This window comes from Paenibacillus sp. LHD-117 (assembly GCF_030929555.1).
Taxonomy (GTDB): Bacteria; Bacillota; Bacilli; order Paenibacillales; family Paenibacillaceae; genus Pristimantibacillus.
The window spans coordinates 85,536-102,508 of the sequence record NZ_JAVFVT010000016.1 but is presented as its reverse complement, the minus strand read 5'-3'; the positions used below and the strand labels follow the sequence as shown (position 1 = coordinate 102,508).

At 53.7% G+C, this 16,973-nt stretch carries 17 protein-coding genes; 4 read left to right on the top strand and 13 right to left on the bottom strand.

Annotation, left to right across the window (positions count from 1 at the left end; genetic code table 11):
* Positions 1–20 precede the first annotated feature (20 nt).
* The 5 genes from RB620_RS14480 to RB620_RS14460 form a co-directional block, all read right to left on the bottom strand.
* Positions 21–1,412 carry a spore germination protein gene (locus tag RB620_RS14480; RefSeq protein WP_308095395.1) on the bottom strand — a complete coding sequence of 464 codons (1,392 nt, stop codon included), beginning with the start codon at positions 1,410–1,412 and terminating at the stop codon, positions 21–23.
* Between the two features lie 188 nt (positions 1,413–1,600).
* Entirely contained in the window at positions 1,601–2,407 is an 807-nt protein-coding gene (locus RB620_RS14475) for a sugar phosphate isomerase/epimerase family protein (RefSeq protein ID WP_308095393.1), read from the bottom strand.
* Entirely contained in the window at positions 2,407–3,408 is a 1,002-nt protein-coding gene (locus tag RB620_RS14470) for a phytanoyl-CoA dioxygenase family protein (RefSeq protein ID WP_308095391.1), read from the bottom strand. The genes RB620_RS14475 and RB620_RS14470 overlap by 1 nt, the downstream gene beginning before the upstream one ends.
* Positions 3,409–3,658: 250 nt before the next feature.
* Positions 3,659–3,916, bottom strand: a complete 258-nt coding sequence (locus RB620_RS14465; protein WP_308095388.1) for a helix-turn-helix domain-containing protein — start codon at positions 3,914–3,916, stop codon at positions 3,659–3,661.
* Positions 3,917–3,928: 12 nt separating this feature from the next.
* On the bottom strand, positions 3,929–4,738 hold the full coding sequence (locus RB620_RS14460) for a phytanoyl-CoA dioxygenase family protein (protein WP_308095386.1): 810 nt from the start codon (positions 4,736–4,738) through the stop codon (positions 3,929–3,931).
* A gap of 89 nt (positions 4,739–4,827) precedes the next feature.
* On the opposite strand from RB620_RS14460, the gene RB620_RS14455 reads away from it, so the two are divergent.
* Positions 4,828–5,676, top strand: a complete 849-nt coding sequence (locus RB620_RS14455) for a helix-turn-helix domain-containing protein (protein WP_308095384.1) — start codon at positions 4,828–4,830, stop codon at positions 5,674–5,676.
* A 106-nt stretch (positions 5,677–5,782) separates the two neighbouring features.
* Here RB620_RS14455 and RB620_RS14450 read toward each other — a convergent pair whose 3' ends face one another.
* The 3 genes from RB620_RS14450 to RB620_RS14440 are packed head-to-tail and all read right to left on the bottom strand — an operon-like array spanning position 5,783 to position 7,980.
* Positions 5,783–6,766, bottom strand: a complete 984-nt coding sequence (locus RB620_RS14450; protein ID WP_308095382.1) for an SUMF1/EgtB/PvdO family nonheme iron enzyme — start codon at positions 6,764–6,766, stop codon at positions 5,783–5,785.
* A gap of 31 nt (positions 6,767–6,797) precedes the next feature.
* Positions 6,798–7,340, bottom strand: coding sequence for a chromate transporter (locus RB620_RS14445; RefSeq protein WP_308095381.1), 543 nt, complete (start codon positions 7,338–7,340; stop codon positions 6,798–6,800).
* Between the two features lie 19 nt (positions 7,341–7,359).
* Complete coding sequence (locus tag RB620_RS14440; RefSeq protein WP_308095380.1) at positions 7,360–7,980, bottom strand: chromate transporter; 621 nt, start codon at positions 7,978–7,980, stop codon at positions 7,360–7,362.
* Between the two features lie 271 nt (positions 7,981–8,251).
* On the opposite strand from RB620_RS14440, the gene RB620_RS14435 reads away from it, so the two are divergent.
* Positions 8,252–9,454 (top strand): ROK family protein, encoded by a 1,203-nt coding sequence (locus tag RB620_RS14435; protein ID WP_308095379.1) that lies wholly within the window; start codon positions 8,252–8,254, stop codon positions 9,452–9,454.
* Positions 9,455–9,535: 81 nt separating this feature from the next.
* Here RB620_RS14435 and RB620_RS14430 read toward each other — a convergent pair whose 3' ends face one another.
* Positions 9,536–10,378 carry an MBL fold metallo-hydrolase gene (locus RB620_RS14430; protein ID WP_308095378.1) on the bottom strand — a complete coding sequence of 281 codons (843 nt, stop codon included), beginning with the start codon at positions 10,376–10,378 and terminating at the stop codon, positions 9,536–9,538.
* Between the two features lie 87 nt (positions 10,379–10,465).
* Here RB620_RS14430 and RB620_RS14425 point away from each other — a divergent pair, with 87 nt between their 5' ends.
* Positions 10,466–12,085, top strand: a complete 1,620-nt coding sequence (locus tag RB620_RS14425; RefSeq protein ID WP_308095377.1) for a hypothetical protein — start codon at positions 10,466–10,468, stop codon at positions 12,083–12,085.
* Positions 12,086–12,187: 102 nt separating this feature from the next.
* Here the strand turns inward: RB620_RS14425 and RB620_RS14420 are convergent, their stop codons facing one another.
* Positions 12,188–12,532, bottom strand: a complete 345-nt coding sequence (locus RB620_RS14420) for a winged helix-turn-helix transcriptional regulator (RefSeq protein ID WP_308095376.1) — start codon at positions 12,530–12,532, stop codon at positions 12,188–12,190.
* A 138-nt stretch (positions 12,533–12,670) separates the two neighbouring features.
* On the opposite strand from RB620_RS14420, the gene RB620_RS14415 reads away from it, so the two are divergent.
* Positions 12,671–13,855: an MFS transporter gene (locus RB620_RS14415; protein ID WP_308095375.1), complete on the top strand. Its 1,185-nt coding sequence runs from the start codon at positions 12,671–12,673 to the stop codon at positions 13,853–13,855.
* A 30-nt stretch (positions 13,856–13,885) separates the two neighbouring features.
* Here the strand turns inward: RB620_RS14415 and RB620_RS14410 are convergent, their stop codons facing one another.
* From RB620_RS14410 to RB620_RS14400, 3 genes are read right to left on the bottom strand one after another with little or no spacing between them, the layout of a single operon-like run.
* Entirely contained in the window at positions 13,886–15,169 is a 1,284-nt protein-coding gene (locus RB620_RS14410) for an ABC transporter substrate-binding protein (protein WP_308095373.1), read from the bottom strand.
* Between the two features lie 35 nt (positions 15,170–15,204).
* Entirely contained in the window at positions 15,205–16,062 is an 858-nt protein-coding gene (locus RB620_RS14405) for a carbohydrate ABC transporter permease (RefSeq protein WP_308095372.1), read from the bottom strand.
* 24 nt (positions 16,063–16,086) lie between these two features.
* Positions 16,087–16,956 carry a carbohydrate ABC transporter permease gene (locus RB620_RS14400; RefSeq protein WP_308095370.1) on the bottom strand — a complete coding sequence of 290 codons (870 nt, stop codon included), beginning with the start codon at positions 16,954–16,956 and terminating at the stop codon, positions 16,087–16,089.
* Positions 16,957–16,973: the final 17 nt, after the last annotated feature.

Sequence of the window (16,973 nt, the reverse complement as noted above, 5' to 3'; positions counted from 1 at the left end):
ATGATAACTCTCCATTCTGCTTATTTTTTGCCTGCTCCCGCTTTGCGGCCGGGGGTACGGAAGAACGTATCCTTCATCTGATCCAAGAACGGGAATGTCGCTTCGAAGTACGGCACGCCTAGCGTGTTCATCCGGCAAATATGAATCACGAACAGCAAAATGCTGAGCGTCATTCCGACGATGCCTAACAGCTGGGCTGCGAAAATGACGACAACGCTGTAAAGGCGAATGGAAGCGCTCATCTCGTATACGGGAATGACGAAAGTAGCCAGTCCGGTTAATGCGACGACGATGATCGACGTATTCGAAACGATATTGGATTGCACGACCGCGGATCCGAGCACGATACCTCCGACGACGCCGATCGTCTGCGCGATGGGGCTGGCTAGCCGTATCGCCGCTTCCCTGACGATCTCCAGCACGAACATCATGAATAACACTTCCATGACGGGCGGCATCGAGATATACCGCTGAGAGCTCTGTAAGGTCAAAGCGAATTCGGTCGGCAGCATAAACGGGATAAACGTCGTGAACGCCACGTATAACCCGGGCAATGCTAACGTCACGAGAAAGGCAAGCAACCGAATACATCGAATGGCGCTGCCCACAATCCAATTCATATTGTAATCGTCGGGCGATTGGAAGAACGACCAGAAGGAGATCGGCACGATAAGCGCATCCGCGCTCCCTTCGACGATCAGCACTGCTTTGCCTTCCATCAGGTACGCTTTGACGCGATCCGGTCGTTCCGTAATCATAATCGGAGGCATAAACGAAAAGGACCTTCCGGTCACGATACCTTTGATGTAACCGAGCGTGACTGTCGCGTCGATGCCTTCCGCGGCCGTGATTCGTTTCGTCAGCTCTTCGACTACCTCTTGCTTACAGATTCCTTTCATGTATGCGATCGCCACCCGAGTCACGGAATGCCCGCCAAGATCATGATAAGTTACCGCAAGCTTTGAGGAGGACGCATACTTCCTGATCATATAAATATTGGTTTCGAAGCTTTCGATAAAGGCTTGTTTGGCGCCGCGAATGACACGTTCATTGACGGGAATATTGACGGCTCGGTCATTGTTTAGCTCCGTGCCGAGCAGGAGGCAATACGATTCGCCATCCTTCTGGATCACCGATTTGCCGTTCACGACGGCGTCCAATGCGTCTTCTAATGTATCGGTCGGCTTGTTGTCCAGCATCGAAATGACAGACGTATAAGGTTTGGACGGATTTTCTTGGAGAGGTTTAATGACGTTCTCGTTAATGGTGTCGGTATCGACCATCGGCTCGAGGTAGACCATGAGATAATGGTAGTCTTCGATTGTTAGTTTCTTCAGCACCAAGTCCGAGCTGCTCGTTAATTGTTCCCTGAACCATTCCCCGTTCCGTTCGGCATCCGCGTGAACCTTCATCGTGTTCGCTCCTCTCGCCTAGTCTACCTAGAATATCCCCCTGCCGAGGAAGATCTATGCAATGCAGGCGGTCTGGAGGAAAAGCAAAGAAACCTTCCCGAGCGCGGTCGCAACACGCGTTCAGGAAAGTTTCTGCAGTTCCAGTCATCAGTCAAACGGATTATAAAATCTCGAGCCGTTGTCGCCCGTTAGCCGAGCTTCCATCCCGCGAATTGCTCGCGCATATGTCTCGTCGTCCACGCGTTGACCTCCATCAGATCCGCGATCGGCGCATTCGTGAACGGCTCCGTCGGCATGTAGCCTGGAGGCCCGAATTCAGCCGTAAACGTCGCGAAATCGCGCCCTTCCTTCGCTTGTCGCTCCATGATGCGCTTCCACCAGCCCGTGAACAGCTCGAGCTCGCCCTTGAAGAAAGGCGATGCAGGATGCGGAACCTGCGGCCCTTCCGGGAAGCCGATACGGCCATGGACATGAATCGTCCGGTCGATCGCCAGCGCGACGTTCTCCTCTTGATCCGTCAGATGGGATTCGCATACGTTAACCCAATGGCTGAAATCAGCCGTGATGCGCAGCTCCGGGAATTTCTTCAGCAGCCTGGACGTTGCCCAAGGCGTAAACATCGCTCTCCCCCTGTGCGTCTCGTGGCCGATCGGAACGCCATATTGCTGCTCGATCCGAAGCGCGCCCTCGTAGAAGGCATCCTGTTCGGCTTCGGTCATGCTGTCCTTCGCGCTATGCGCATTGATCAGTACTGGACGATAGGCTGCCGCCCGCTTCACTTGCTCCTCGAAGCTGGCAAGGTGGTCGCCCGAGGTGAAAATTTGCGCCACGTAAGTTAATTCGAGACGATCAAGCGTTTCCTTAAAGGCTTCTCCGTCCGCTTCCGACGGAACACCCGTTTCGATGCCGTTATGCCCTGCCGATTTGGCAGCTTCCATATTGTCCAGGAGCGTACCTTCCACTCCCCAAAACGCCAGATGCGTCAATAATTTCATCATTCTTCCTCCTTCTTCATTCCCATCGGCATCATCATGCCGTTATCCATTCCCATCATCGTCACGCTATTCGCGGCTTCTTCTCCGTCCGAAAGATACACTTCCGTCCCGAACGAAGGTTCGGAGTAAGGCAAGTGAGTCGCCCCTCTCGCCAAGATTTGGCGGTAATTGCCGGAATCCCCTTCGTACCCGTCGTGATCCCAAGGCACCCATGATCTCGCGTTGCAGTAATGGCACACGTAAGAACGCCGGAACCGGTCCGTCGTCCGGTTGGGATAGGAGCGATGGAACAGGTGCGAATGGAAAAACAACACGTCCCCCGGGCTGAGCGGCACCGGGATGGCCGGCGGATAGTTCGCCACGACCTTGGACAGCGTGTTCACTTCATCGTCGATATGGCTGACGTTCTGAACCGCATGGAGATCCCGGAACGCGTCCAGCGCATGCACGTTGCCGCCGCCGACGCCGTCGGGCGGATAGATCGGCTCATGGTTGGAACACGGCACGACCCATAGGCAGCCGTTCTCCTCGTCCGCTTCCTCGAGCGCGATCCAAGCGCCGATGAGCGTATCGGGATGCGTTTTGATATAACAAGCATCCTGATGCCAGCCCTGTCCCCCTTTGCCAGGAGGGTTCAGGAACATCATCGATTGCAACGCGAGCACGTCCGGACCGATCAGCGCTTCCGTCACGTCCACGATTCTCGGATGAAGCATTCCTCTCTCCGCGGCCGCGTTCTGCCTGGACAACATATGAATTCGCGTCGCTTTCGCGAATTCCTCCTTAAGCGGATCCTTGCTGTCCGGATCGGCCGCCGCGTCTTGCTTAAGCGATTGTATTCTCGATTGTTCCGCGAGCTCGTACAGCTCGGCGACATCGGACGTGGAGAGCAGTCCCTTGACGATCAAGTAGCCCTCCCGATGATAGTGCTTGTACGCTTCGACGCTGACCATGTAGCGGTCGTCGCGGGCGCGCGATTTTGGCAAATAATAGTTCCCCATTGCCGTTTCCTCCCTTAATGACCGGTTACTTACGTCCATTGTACTTGGGAGCCACGCGAACCTGCCATGGCTTCATGCGGGGAAACGATGTGTTTTTTTGACCACATAAGAATTTAGTTGCTTCCGAGGATTTCGGAAGCGTAAATTCTTATTGGCGATAAAACCTACCTTTAAACGCGGTCGCTCATCCTCGAGATGCCTCGATAGTGGTTTTCTCATCATAACAAGCATTTTCTCATTTTAGCAGGAGTTAAACATTTTCATTCACGACGACGTATCGGTTTAGCGGGTAAAGCGAATACGGGTCCGTTCCCGCGACCGTATGGCGGAAGAGGGGATCGTTGCATCGTCTCGAATATTCCGTTGCAGTTATGCCCCGGATATGTTTATACATCTTCGAGAAATGGTGTTCGTCCCGGAACCCCACCCAGAACGCGACCTGCTTCACCGTGCCGGAATTCCTCATCAAATGGCTTTCGGCAAGCCTGAGTCTCAGCTCTACGAGCATATGCATTTGTTCTTAATGCGGATAAGCTTTTTCGAACTCGATGCCGCATGGCCCGCCGTCGCCGTTAATCTCCAGATCGACCGACGTCCCGTCCTCGCGGAACAACGGTCTGTAGAAGTTGCTGATTTTTGTGGCCGAAGCATTTGCGTAATGGCAGATGAACGCCCGGCGGAACCGGTCCTTCGTCTTGTTCCGGTAAGAACCGTGAATCAGGTTGCCGTTGAAGAACAATACGTCCCCTCGATCCATGATGGCCGGCACGACGGCGCGGTCTTTCGGCGGCTTCACGTAATGGGTCGTGAATGATTCGGACGCGTCCGCCAGCTCCGGGCAGCTGATCTCGTATTCGTTCGTCCGCGGCACGACGAGCAGGCCGCCGTTCTCCATGTCCGCGGCGTCGACCGCCGTCCATGCCGCGATGCAATTGCCGGGCTCTACCTGCAGATAGAAATTGTCTTGATGCAACGCTTGCCCTTTCGAACCAGGAGGTTTGTAATAAAACATGCTCTGCGCCGCTAGCGCTTCCTCCCCGTACAAGTCGTGCAGAACTGCCATGACCGGCGCATGAAGCATGTATTTCATCGCATTGTCGTTAAAGCGGTGGGGATGCATGACGCGCGGGTAGCGCTTCAGCGGATCCGAATCGTCCGCCTGCATATCCGGATCGAAGTAACCCGGGACAGGTTCTCGGCTAATCTCCTCGAAAGTTGTATCGATTTCCTCCAGTTCAGCAGGCTGGAACAATCCTTTGACGATCAAAAAACCTTCCTGGCGGAATGACGCCAGCTGCTCTTCCGTTAATATACGAAGCTGCTCGTTCATCGAAAACACTCCCTCTTCCTTTAGCGTCTTATGTTGCGTTCTTCTTGGTTCCATTATAGAATGGCGAAGAATAAGGAGGAATGTTCGGAATGGTCGATTACATTAACGATCCTGCTATCAACGAAGATAGACACCCCCCTGGCGTACTCATCTCGGGTTACTTTACGGAGCCGTTTGGCTATGGCACCTACAGACCGAACGGCACGAGAGACTGGCTTATCACGCTGACGTTGTCCGGCCGAGGGGAATACAAGCTTCGGAATGAAACTTTTCCTTGCGGAGAAGGCGATATCGTCCTGCTTCCGCCGGGTACGCCGCATCATTATTACACGCCTCCGGAGAGCTGCTGGGAGTTCGTATGGGCTCATTTCGTGCCCGAGTCCCGTTGGCTGGAATGGCTTCGCATTCCCGCCGACGAATACGGCATGATACGAATCTCACTCGGCGGAACGTCCGCGACCTACGAGCGGACGGCCGGCGCCTTCCGTCGACTGATTCGGGAAAGCAGGCATACCGGACGTTACGGAGAGCTGCTCTCGCTCAACGCGCTGGAAGAAGTACTCCTCCATATGACCCAGTTCGCGGCGAAAGAATCGCATGCGGATCCGAGAATCGACGATACGTTGACTTTTTTGATCGATCATCTTCATCTCCCGCATTCCATCGAGGGACTTGCCGGCCGGGTATCGCTTTCGCCTTCCCGCTTCTCCCATCTGTTCAAGGAACAGACGGGCGACTCCGTCATGGAGACGCTGCTGAAGCTCCGGTTGAAGCGCGCCGCGAGGCTGCTGCGACATACATCCATGCTGGTATCCGAGATCGCGGGCGAGGTCGGCTTCCAGAGCCCCTTCTATTTCACGAAACAATTTACCGCGATCTATGGCACGAGTCCAACCGAATATAGGAAGAAGATGAACGAATCGGAGCCGGGGAAATAAATTCGGCTATCGAACTACGCCGTGTCCTGATCCATTGCGTTCAAAGCGCAAAAAAAACGCCCCGCTGAGCCTATGCCACGGAACGCTTTTTCGATGATCTGTTCTATTATAAATCTCGCACGACGCGGAACCCGCAATTGCCCGTCGAGCTGTCCGGTGTATTCGAGCTGCGGGCAGCTACCCTGTAACGGTTGCAGTAGGAGCGATGGCATAAATAAGAGCCACCGCGCATGGAACGTTTGCCGGTCGGCTTCGCATACTTCGGATTCACGTTTTCCGTCGTCTTGTGGTAATGGGGGGAAAACCAGTCGGCGCACCATTCCCACACATTGCCGGACATTTGATATAAGCCGTAACCGTTCGGCTTGTAGGCATCGACCGGCGCCGTGCCGACATACCCGTCGCTAGCGTTGTTCTTCGCCGGGAATTTCCCTTGCCAAATATTGCATCGGTGTTCGTCGTCCTGCTTAAGCAGATCGCCCCACGGGTACGTTCTCCCTTCGAGACCGCCCCTCGCCGCGTACTCCCATTCCGCTTCGGTCGGCAGTCGCGCGCCCGCCCAGCGGCAATACGCCTCGGCGTCATTCCACGAGACATGCACGACGGGATGATCCAACCGATCCTCGATTGAAGTATCAGGACCTTCTGGCGCAGCCCAATAAGCGCCTTCCACGACAAGCCACCAAGGGGTAGACTCAGGCACGTTTGCAACCTTCGCCTTCGTCTCTTCGGAAGCCAGCAGATGAAAGACGTACGACCAGCCGAACCGTTCGGCTTCCGTGACGTAGCCCGTAGCCTCTGCGAATCGGCGAAATTCCGCGTTCGTCACGGCATGCGGCGACATGCGGAATGGCTTCATCGTCACTTGCCGAACCGGACCTTCGCCGTCGGCCGGGAATCCTTCCTTCGTGTCCGTGCCCATCAGGAAGGAACCGCCGGGAATGTCCGCCATGTCAGCATGCGATGATTGGCCCGTTTTCATATAAAAGCTTCGATCGAGCGCGACGAATTCAGCTTGTTCCGCCGCGTAGGGCCGTACGTCCGAGCGTGCGGCAGAGCAGCATGCCTGCAGCTTGTCCTTGTCATCCATGCGTGATCCTCCTTAACATTCCACAATTTGACTAACTATATATGGCGATCCCGATCAGACCGGAAATCAAAATAATGGAAAGCGGATGTTTGCGGAAAATAAGAAGCGCCGCGAGGGATCCCGCGAAGATCAACACCTGGCTTAACGTGAACCACGACAGAGACGTGACCAGACCGTTCCGTACCGCAAACATAAACGCTGCATATAGGATAAGTCCTGTTATGACGGAACGCAAGCCGTATAACGAGGATTGCATCCATTTGTTCTGATGGATTTTGAAAAAAACCGCGCCTACCGCCACGATGATCATTAACGAAGGCAGCACCATGCCGAGCGCGGCGACGATTGCGCCTCCCAGTCCCGCTTGGTGCATGCCGACGAATATCGCGATATTCGTCGCGATCGGACCGGGCGACATGCCCGCCACTCCGATCATGTCCGTAAATTCGGCAATCGTCATCCAGCCGTGCCGGTCAACGACTTCTTGCTGGATAATCGGAATCATCGCATACCCTCCGCCGAACGCAACGAAGCCGATCATTAGGAAAGTCAGAAACAGCTCTATCAGGATCATTCCGCGCCTCCTTGCCAGGCTATATCATATAGTCGAATATTTGCTCCTGCTGATGCGCCTTCGGCTTAGATGTCCGCTCGCGGCCGAACCTCGCCTTTGCCGCTTGGATGGCGATGCCCGCGGCGGCTCCGCCAGCGATAAGCAGGACGGGATGAACGTACGACTGCCCGAAGAAAAGAAGCAAGACGGTGACACCGATCAATACAGCCGATGATTTGTCAACGAGCGCTTTTTTGCCGTATTTAATAGCCGCATACGCGATCAGCGCTACGATCGTCGCTCTGATCGACATGAACGCCGCTTCGACCTTGGGATTGTCTTTCACCTGCAGAAACACGAACGACAAAGCGACGATAATGCTGAAGGTCGGCAGCAACATGCCTGCCATCGCGGCAATCGCGCCGCGAATACCGGCAATCCGGTAGCCGATGAAGGTAGCCGAGTTGATCGCCACCGCGCCTGGAATCGATTGGGCAACGGCAAATACATCGGCGATGTCGCCGCTCTCCAGCCATTTTTGTTTCTCCACGACCTCCCGCTCCATCGCCGGCATCACCGCATAGCCGCCGCCGAAGGTAGCAGGGCCGATTCTCAGAAATGTAACGAATATCCGCCACAGCAGCTTCCCCGAAGCCTTCACATCATCGTCTCCCTTAATCATACGTTCTTTTAACTACTGCTATTATAGCATCTTTTTTTCATTTTGGAATTATCTTTTCGAAAAAGGGCTATAATGATAACTAATGATAGATATAAGGGAAACGAAATCAAAAAATTTGTAACTAAATTCGAATTGGATTACTTTGAATTGAATTCGTTTTTGTCATTTTGCAAAAAAGCAGGCATGCTCCACCTCTTCCTAGCTAGCTCCTTTCTTTTAGGTTATGATTAAACAAATAGGAGAAGTAGGGATGAGGATGGACCAACACGCTACGAAACAATCGATCAAACAAACGATATACCAGCATATCGCCCATCAAGGCGTCGTGTCGAAGGCGGATCTTCTCCCCAGCTACTCGTTAACGTCCAGCACGATGAACCGCTTGCTGGAGGAATTGCTTGGCGACCGGCTCATCGTGGAGTCCGGTTTCGGGCCGTCGAACGGCGGCAGAAAGCCGATTCTGTATCGGATCAACGAAGCATACGGCTACGTCTTCGGTCTGGAAATTTCCCGATTCTATTCCACGCTGGGATTGTTCGATATGGGCATGAATCCGAAGTCGTCCGTTCGCTGGCGCATGGACGAAGACATGACGCCCGAACATTTTGTCGCATACGTCGCCGGCCGGATCAGACAGCTGCTCGCAGATCATCAATTGCTCGAATCGCAAATCGTCGGAATCGGCATCGGGGCCGTCGGCCCGCTAAGCCGGGAGGACGGCATGATCCTGAACCCGCTTTATTTCCCCGCGAAAGGATGGCGGAACGTGCCGATCTGCAGCCTGATCGAGCAGGCGACCGGCATTGCGGCCAAGCTGGACAACGGGGCGAATACCGCGCTTATCGGCGAGCATTGGGCGCTCAGTCATGAGGGAATCCAGCATATGGTTTACGTACATGCGGGAATGAGCATGCGCTCCGCCATGATGTCGCATGGCCGGATCGTATACGGCTCCGTCGATATGGAAGGTTCAATCGGCCAGATGATTATTCAAGCCGATGGGCCGCGCTTGCACGAAGAAGGGAATTACGGCGCGCTTGAGGCGTTTGTTTCGATCCTCGCTCTGGAGAAGCAAGCTCGATCGGATGCGAAGATGGGTAGAGGCGACCTGACGGCGGCCTATCATCTGGCAGCGGATCAGATCGGTTACGATACGCTGCTTAGGGAGCTCGCGCGCGAGAACGTCTACGTGTCCGACCTGTTCCTCCGCGCCGCGCGGTACTTCGGCATCGGGCTGTCGAATGTGATCAATCTGTTCCACCCCCAGACGATCGTGCTTGGCGGGACGCTCGTGAATTCGCATGAGCGGTTTTTCCAGACGGCCATCGAGGTCGCCAGAAGCAATGCGTATTATTATCCGGAATACGTGCCCGTGTTCTCAAAGGGCGTTCTTAAGGAAGACGCTGTCGCGACCGGCGCCGCCCTGATGGTTTGGAAAGCGATGCCGGTATGACCGCGCGCAAAAATCCCTTCAACCTTCCGTAAGTTCTGGGACCGGATGGTCGAAGGGATTTTTTCAGCTGCCGTATTGCCGCTACTTCATATAAATAAACCGCTCGCCCGGCGCGAACAAATGCATGCTTTGATACGGATATCGTTTGTACATATAATCGACGAAGAACGCCGGGTTCTCGTCGTTATGGGCGAACAAGCCGTAATGCATCGGCACGATCAGCCTTGCGCCGATGGCGGCGCCCAGGTCGGCGGCCTCCCGGTAGTTCATGTTGCCGATAATGCCCTGCCGCTGCCTGACGTAATCCCGTCCGTTGATGGGCAGCAGGGCAACGTCGATCGCTTGCGGCTTTAGCCAATCTTCAAGCTCCGCAAACCCGATCGTATCCCCTGCATGAAGCATCTTTACATCCCCGAACGACGCGACGTAGCTCAGGTAGAAGTGTTCGCCGGCTTCGTCCGTTTCGAACTCCTCGTGTTTTGCGGCATGCGCTTCAAGCGACAGGCCGTCCCCAAGCGTGAGCTTCTCTCCATGCGAGATGCCGATCAACCGACTTTCCTCGATCCCCCATTCTTTCATGAGACCCAAATGGGCCCTTGGCACGACGAACCGCGTTTTGGCCGATTGGCCGATCGCTTGCAGCGTCAGCTTGTCCATGTGGTCCTCGTGATGATGCGAGCAAACCACGTAATCGACATCCAGGCATTCCGATGGCCGAAGCGGCGACTCGAAAGCCCGCTGCCAAGGCGCTCCCGCAAGCTCGAATACCCAATTCGACAGGTAGGGATCGAACAAAACGGTCGTTTCTTTCCATTTGACAAGGAATCCTTCCTGGCCGAGCGACCATAACGCAATGGCATGCCCGGGCAGCGACGTGTTATGCATCTGATCGATGATGGATGGTTCGTGCGGCGTTCGAATCATAAATGCTCCACTCTCCTAATCTTTTTACTTTGGATGGTAAAGGCCAAACGCAATTCGCGGTTTCCGTCTTCTCGACGATTCTATATAATGGAACAGAATCTATCATCCGGCATGGAAAGGACGAAGCTGCTTATGACCGATTTCAAGGAACGCGGGCGACAGGTAAGGAAGCTTATCGCCGATCAAGCATGCACGATGCCACTATTGCCTAGCGGACTTTGGTTTCATGGCGATATTCGCGACAACTTTTATTATGCGTCCTATCTCTACGCGGCCGCAATAGAAGATGAGCAACTTGCCGTCGGAAAAGTAGCCGCCATCAATAAAGCAACGTCGGTGCTGCTCGGCGTATTATCGCTGCAAGACCGGGATCCGGGCAGCGACACCTACGGGCATTGGCCGCTGAACCTCGGCGAACGACCGGCGCAAGCGCCGATTAACCGGTTGCCCGTCGAGCTTATGGGATGCCTGATCGCCGTATTCAACCAACGTTACGGCGACAGCCTGCCTTCCGCGCTGAGGTCGTCGTTGTCCCAATCGATCGAACATATGTATCTCTCCCGCTATTACGCCGCGCCGCTCCGAATGTACAACCATCACGAAGCGAAACATACCGCGGCGGCCATCCTGTTCGGTACGATCAAACAAGATCGCGGACTTGTGCAATCTGGCGGCGAACGGGTCCGATCCACGCTTGCGCAGCTTCAGGCGCACGGCATGACGGAATATGGCATATTGCCTTGGTTCTGGCATTGGACGCAGGCCTATTCAGCCGCTTGGGAAATCGTTCAAGACGACGGCATTCGGGCGGACATCGAAACGTTATTGGAATGGCTGTGGAAGGAACGCGCCGATCATTATTTCCAAGGCGCTTGGGCCGGACCGCATTCCCGTTCGCTTCCGATGGATGCCCCTGCCGACCGCTGCGTTGCGTTCGATTACGTCCAGTTCGGTGACTTCCCATTGCCTCTTGGCGTGCAGCGGGCCGAATATGCCGGATTGCTTGCCTATGAAATTTCTGAATCACTGAGGCGGCAGGTGCTGGAGCGACAATATCCTTTCGAAATAACGCGCGATTATCCCTCTTCCGTACTGGAACAGGACCAAACGCGGCATAGTTACGTTTATATGGATGAACATTTTGCCCTTGGTGGCATGCTCGAGCGCGCGTCCGAATTCGATAACGAACAGCATCGGTGGGACTTCACGTTTCCGATCCGAGATGGTTCCGTTAATCAGGCCTATTTCGTCCATCCCGCAGCAAACGCCAAGGACAAGCTGCGCCATAGCAGCGACGCCGAAGAAATCGCCTTGAACCGGAACTGCTTGGTCGCTTTGTATCAACCGATTTCCGAAGCGGACAAAAAACAAGGGATCGTGGGCATATTGCCGCTTGGGGAATGGGTCACAGGCGAGCTTGCTTTATATGGGCAAGTTGGTCAAACGTATCTGGCGGTCCATTTCATGAAACCGTTCATCATGGAAGCGATCGAAACCGGTTTGGAAGTAGAAGCGCTGGAAGGCGGTTCGAATGGCGTCGTACTGGAGGCGATCTCGACGATCGAGGCGGCGGCATACGGCATATCGTCCTTAGACGACTTCGTGACGGACAGAGGCAGGAACAAACCTCGGTTTACGTACATCCCCTTGTCCGCCTCTTATGTTTCGATAACCGGGATGCCGCTTTCGCTTAGGCATAGCCGGTAAAGCGCGGCAATCTGCATCTGCCAACAACGCGGGAGCCGCCCGTTCTTATCGGGTGAACGCAGATAGGGTCCGGTCCATGCGGCCGGGCCCTTTCCCGTTCCTTTAAATCGCGCCCCACTTCGCCGCCCATCTCTCCATCTCCTTAAGCGAGTCCAGGAAATCGATGCCTTTCTCGGTCAAGGAATATTCAACCGATATCGGGACCGAGGGATACACTTCGCGATGCACAATCCCGCTTCTCTCCAAATGGCGGAGCGAATCTGTCAGCGACTGCGTCTTCACGACCGCGACGTCCCGATGGAGCTGCTTGAACCGCCTTGGCCCCTTCGAAAGCTCGGCGATAACCAGAAACGACCATTTGGCGCCAAGAATCTGAAGTACGGAACAAATGTGGGAGAAGTCCGGCTGCTCTTGCTGCTCCTGCTGCTTATGCTGCTCTTCGGCCATGGCTTTTCACGCTCCTCACTTACCAAAATGTTAGTTGGTCAGTTTATTTGGATAATATCCAAATACTTTGCCTTCTTACATAAAGTATGCAACACAAATATAATACATGTAAACCACAAATGGAGAGGAATGGTATACATGTATCGTTGGACGGTCTACATCTTGGCTTTCGGCGTTTTTCTCACCGCTACGTCGGAGCTGGTCGTCTCCGGCATTATGAACATCATCGCCGATGACTTGCAAATTTCGCTCGCCCTCGCGGGGCAGCTGGTGACGGCGTATTCGCTGGCTTTCGCGATCGGAACGCCGATATTCGTGTCGCTCACTTCCCGGATGAAGCGCCGCAAAGTACTGGCGTATATGCTAGTCGTCTTTGCGGCTGGCTCATCGCTTGCTTCTTTCGCTTCCGATATTTACGTGCTTATGGGATCAAGAATCATCTTGGGCATAAGCTCCGGAGTATTCCTGGTCGCCGCCTTCGGCGCAACCGCCAAGATCGTGCCGGCCGGCAAACTCGGGAGCTCCATAGCCACGATCGTCATGGGCTTTAGCCTCTCGTTGATATTAGGCGTGCCGGTTGGCATCCTGATTACAGAGTGGCTGAATTGGAGGGCGATTTTCTTGATCTTAAGCGCAGCCAGCCTGATCATGGCGTATCTAGTTTACAGGCATGTTCCGGAAATCGAAGGCGACGAGCCGGTCGCGTTCGCGAAGCAGTTCAAAACGTTGGGAAGCGCGGCGATCGTCGGCGGCTTGATCTTCACGTTATTCCGCGAGTCGGGAGGCTCCGTCCTGTTCACCTATATCATACCTTATATGCAGAACATTCTAAGAATGGATCCTTCCTACGGCAGCGGCATCATGTTGGCTTTCGGTTTATTCGGGGCGATCGGCTCACGTCTAGGCGGCTACGGAGTCGATCGATGGGGCGCGGGCCGCGTCATTCTGGTCAACCTGGTCATTCAAATTCTGGCCATCGCGGCCATGCCGTTGTTTAGCCATTCGACCGCAGTCGGCATCTTGTTGATCGGCGTCATGATCTTCATCATGTTCGCTACGGGTCCTGCCGTCCAGAGTTATTTCATCCAACAGGCTCCCCGCTCTACGAATCTGGTTCTAAGCTTGAATACTTCGGTCGTTCATCTTGGCTTGGCGGCGGGCGCCGGCGCTGGCGGTTATTTGGTAGACGCTTCCTCCACGCTTCGCTTTCATCCATGGCTTTCTGCTTCCTTACTCCTAATAAGTCTGGCGGTCATTGCAAGCTTCGCTTACGGTAGAAAAAAAGCGTTCTCCGGACCGGCCCGACTCGCCAAAGAAGGTTAAGCCCGCGGGAGCGGGCTTAACCTTCCTTATTCATTCATTGAGATATGTCGTCACCCGGTTCTGGATGAGCTTGCTTACTTCTTCGGCCGATTTCTGTCCGCTCATAAACGCCGCGAATTCCTCCATGGCGATATTAATGACGGTCATGTCGCTTGTCCTCCGTTCCGCTTCGCCATTCAGAAGCTCCTTGATGGAATCGATCGACTTGCTAACGGCTTCATCCCTGGCTTGCACCGAAATCTCTTCAAGCTTAGCCTCGACAATGCTTTTGTTCATCGGCAAACCTATTAGGTCCGATGAAGCCTGCATTTCGTCGGATAACAAAAACTTGATAAACGCCCACGCCTCCGGTTGAACCTTTGACTTGCTGTTCATGCCCAGCTCGAAATAAGATTGAAAGCCTACGCCATTCGATTCGCCGTCCACCGTAGGTTTCCGAAGAAATCCATCTTTGTTGAAGGCAACTTGTTCCAGGCTCGCGAGGCCCGCCATCCTAAACAAAGACTTTTCGTAATCATACGTAAATTCTTCTTTCAGAACGCCTTCGTCGTACATGGATTTGATTTCCTTCATCATGTCTCTGAACGTTTCCGAATCGAAACGGGGTTTGCCGTCCCGAACGAGCTGCGAGTAGTTGCTGTTAATGAAATCGTAAAGCAGCTGATTCGAGAACAAATTCACGAACGCAACGTGATCCGGACCGGTATGTTGCTGCAGCTTCTTGGCTATCTCCTTTAGTTGCTTCCAGGTCCAAGTCTTGTCGTCGAACGTAATGCCGGCTTGCTGCATGAGTTCCGTATTGCCTTGAATCAAGTCGAGCGCAAAGGAAAAAGGCATGGCATACAAACCGTCGCCGTTCTGCGAGGCTTTCATTATATTTTCGTAATACTTGTTTTTCACGAAAGACGAATCCGTGTCCATCAGCTCGTTCAAATCAACCAGCAAACCCTTATCGACAAACTTGTCTTCGGGCAAGGAGTTCATGTAGATCAGATCCGAGCCCTTGCCGGCGATGACCTGCGTCGTTACCGTTTGAACGAATTTCTCCATATCGGCAATCGAGATCGCCCCGGTCATCCCGTTCCCGTTCGTTTCCGGAAGAGCCATGTACTCCTTGATCTCGACATGGATGTCCGGATGGAGCGTTTCGAACTTCCGAACCGCGGTTTGCAAGAACCCGTCCGCGTTCATGACGGCGATTACGACGGTTTTCGAACCATCGCCCGTTTGCGCGTCCTGCCCCCCGCTATTGCCGCTGCACGCCGAAAGAAACAGCATGACGGCTGCCAATAATACGAATCCTTTTTTCTTCATTCCCATCGTCTCCATTCCATTATGAAATGCGAAGCTTATCCCTTCACGCCTGAAAGCTGGATGCCTTCGATAAAATAACGTTCGGCGCACATAAACAAAAGCACCATCGGCACCATATAAACGACTGAAGCGGCAAACGAAACGCCGAAGTTCTCCTCCTGCATTCGCGACAGGAACACGGACAACGGCTGCAATTCCGTATCCTGCAGGAAAATAAGCGGCTGCTCGACCATGTTCCAATAATCGGCGAACAATAAAACGACTAACGCGGCAATGCCGGGTTTCACCATCGGAAGAGCAACCGAAACAAAAAGGCGAAGGTAACCTGCCCCGTCGATCTTAGCCGCTTCCAAGTAAGCCGAATGGATATGAAGCATAAACTGCCGAAGCAGGAACACGCCGAATACGCCGAATATGCCCGGCAATATGATGGAGCTGGTAGTGTCCAACAGCCCTAACCGATCCGCCATGATGTAATTCGGCACTAGCGTGACTTGGAACGGCATCAGCATGGTGATCAAATAACAAACAAACAGCTTGTCCCTGCCTGGGAAACGCAATTTCCCAAAAGCAAAGGCGGCTAAAGCCGAGATGACGACTTGTCCAGCAATGATGGGCAGCGTCATCCTAACGGAGTTCCAGAACATGTTTTGAAACACAGGCGAATCAAACAGCACTTTGGCATATTGCTCGAAGGAAACGACGCCAGGAATCCATTTCACATGGACGAACTCGCTAGTATCGGTCTTCCCCAACATGCCGTAAGCGGTCAGAATCTCGCGTTCGGCCATCAACGAATCAACGACGGTCAGAATAACCGGCATAAGGATAAGCACGGCAACCGCCACCAACAAAAAAGTTCGCAAAACCGGCAATGCCGCATTTTTGTTCATGTCTTTCACCTCTCTGAACTTCGATTACTCCATAAACGACCTGAACAATCGTTCGGCGCGGAACAGAACCGCAATGAGCGTCAGGATGCCGATCGCCATAAGGACGGCCGACGCAGACAGCTTCTGAATGTCAAGCGATAGGAACATATTGTTCATGTAATGCTGCATCATATAGATACGGTCATGCGGATAAGCGCCGGCAACCAGATAAGTCTCCCGAAAAACTTTGAACGAGTTCAGTACGGACATCAGAACGACCAGGAAAGTCGTCGGCGTCAAATAAGTCAACGTGATCCCGACCAGTTTGCGCATAGGACCAGCCCCTTCGAGATCGGCAATCTCGTAATATTGATCCGGAATATTCTGGAGCCCGGCCAGAAACAGCACGATGTTATACCCAATGTTTTTCCAAACGTAAATAAGAACGATAACAAAGCCGGCCCAATCCGATTTCATCCAATCGATCCTGCTTTGACCGAAACGTTCGAGCAGCATGTTCAATGCGCCATTCCAATCGAACAACACTTGCCAAACCAATACGATCGACGCAACGGGTACGACCAGGGGAAGCACGTAAGCCGTTCGAAGCCAGCGGCGGAACCATACGCGTTCATTCAGGAGCAAAGCAAGCGCCAAGGACGATGCAACCAAAACCGGAACGCTGGTCATCATGAACCAGAACGTATTGGATGCCGCCTTCTGGAAGGAAGAGCTCATCAGCAACTCCCTGTAGTTCGCGAGCGTAAGAGACGAACCGCCAAGTCGATCCCGCAAAGAATACAGCATGCTCTGACCGAACGGAACGAGATAAAAAACGGCGAAACCGGCCAGGCTCGGGGCAAGAAAACAAAAGGCGACAAGCATTTCCTTCCGCGCCAGGCGCTGAATCTTCATCATGTAATCCTCCAATG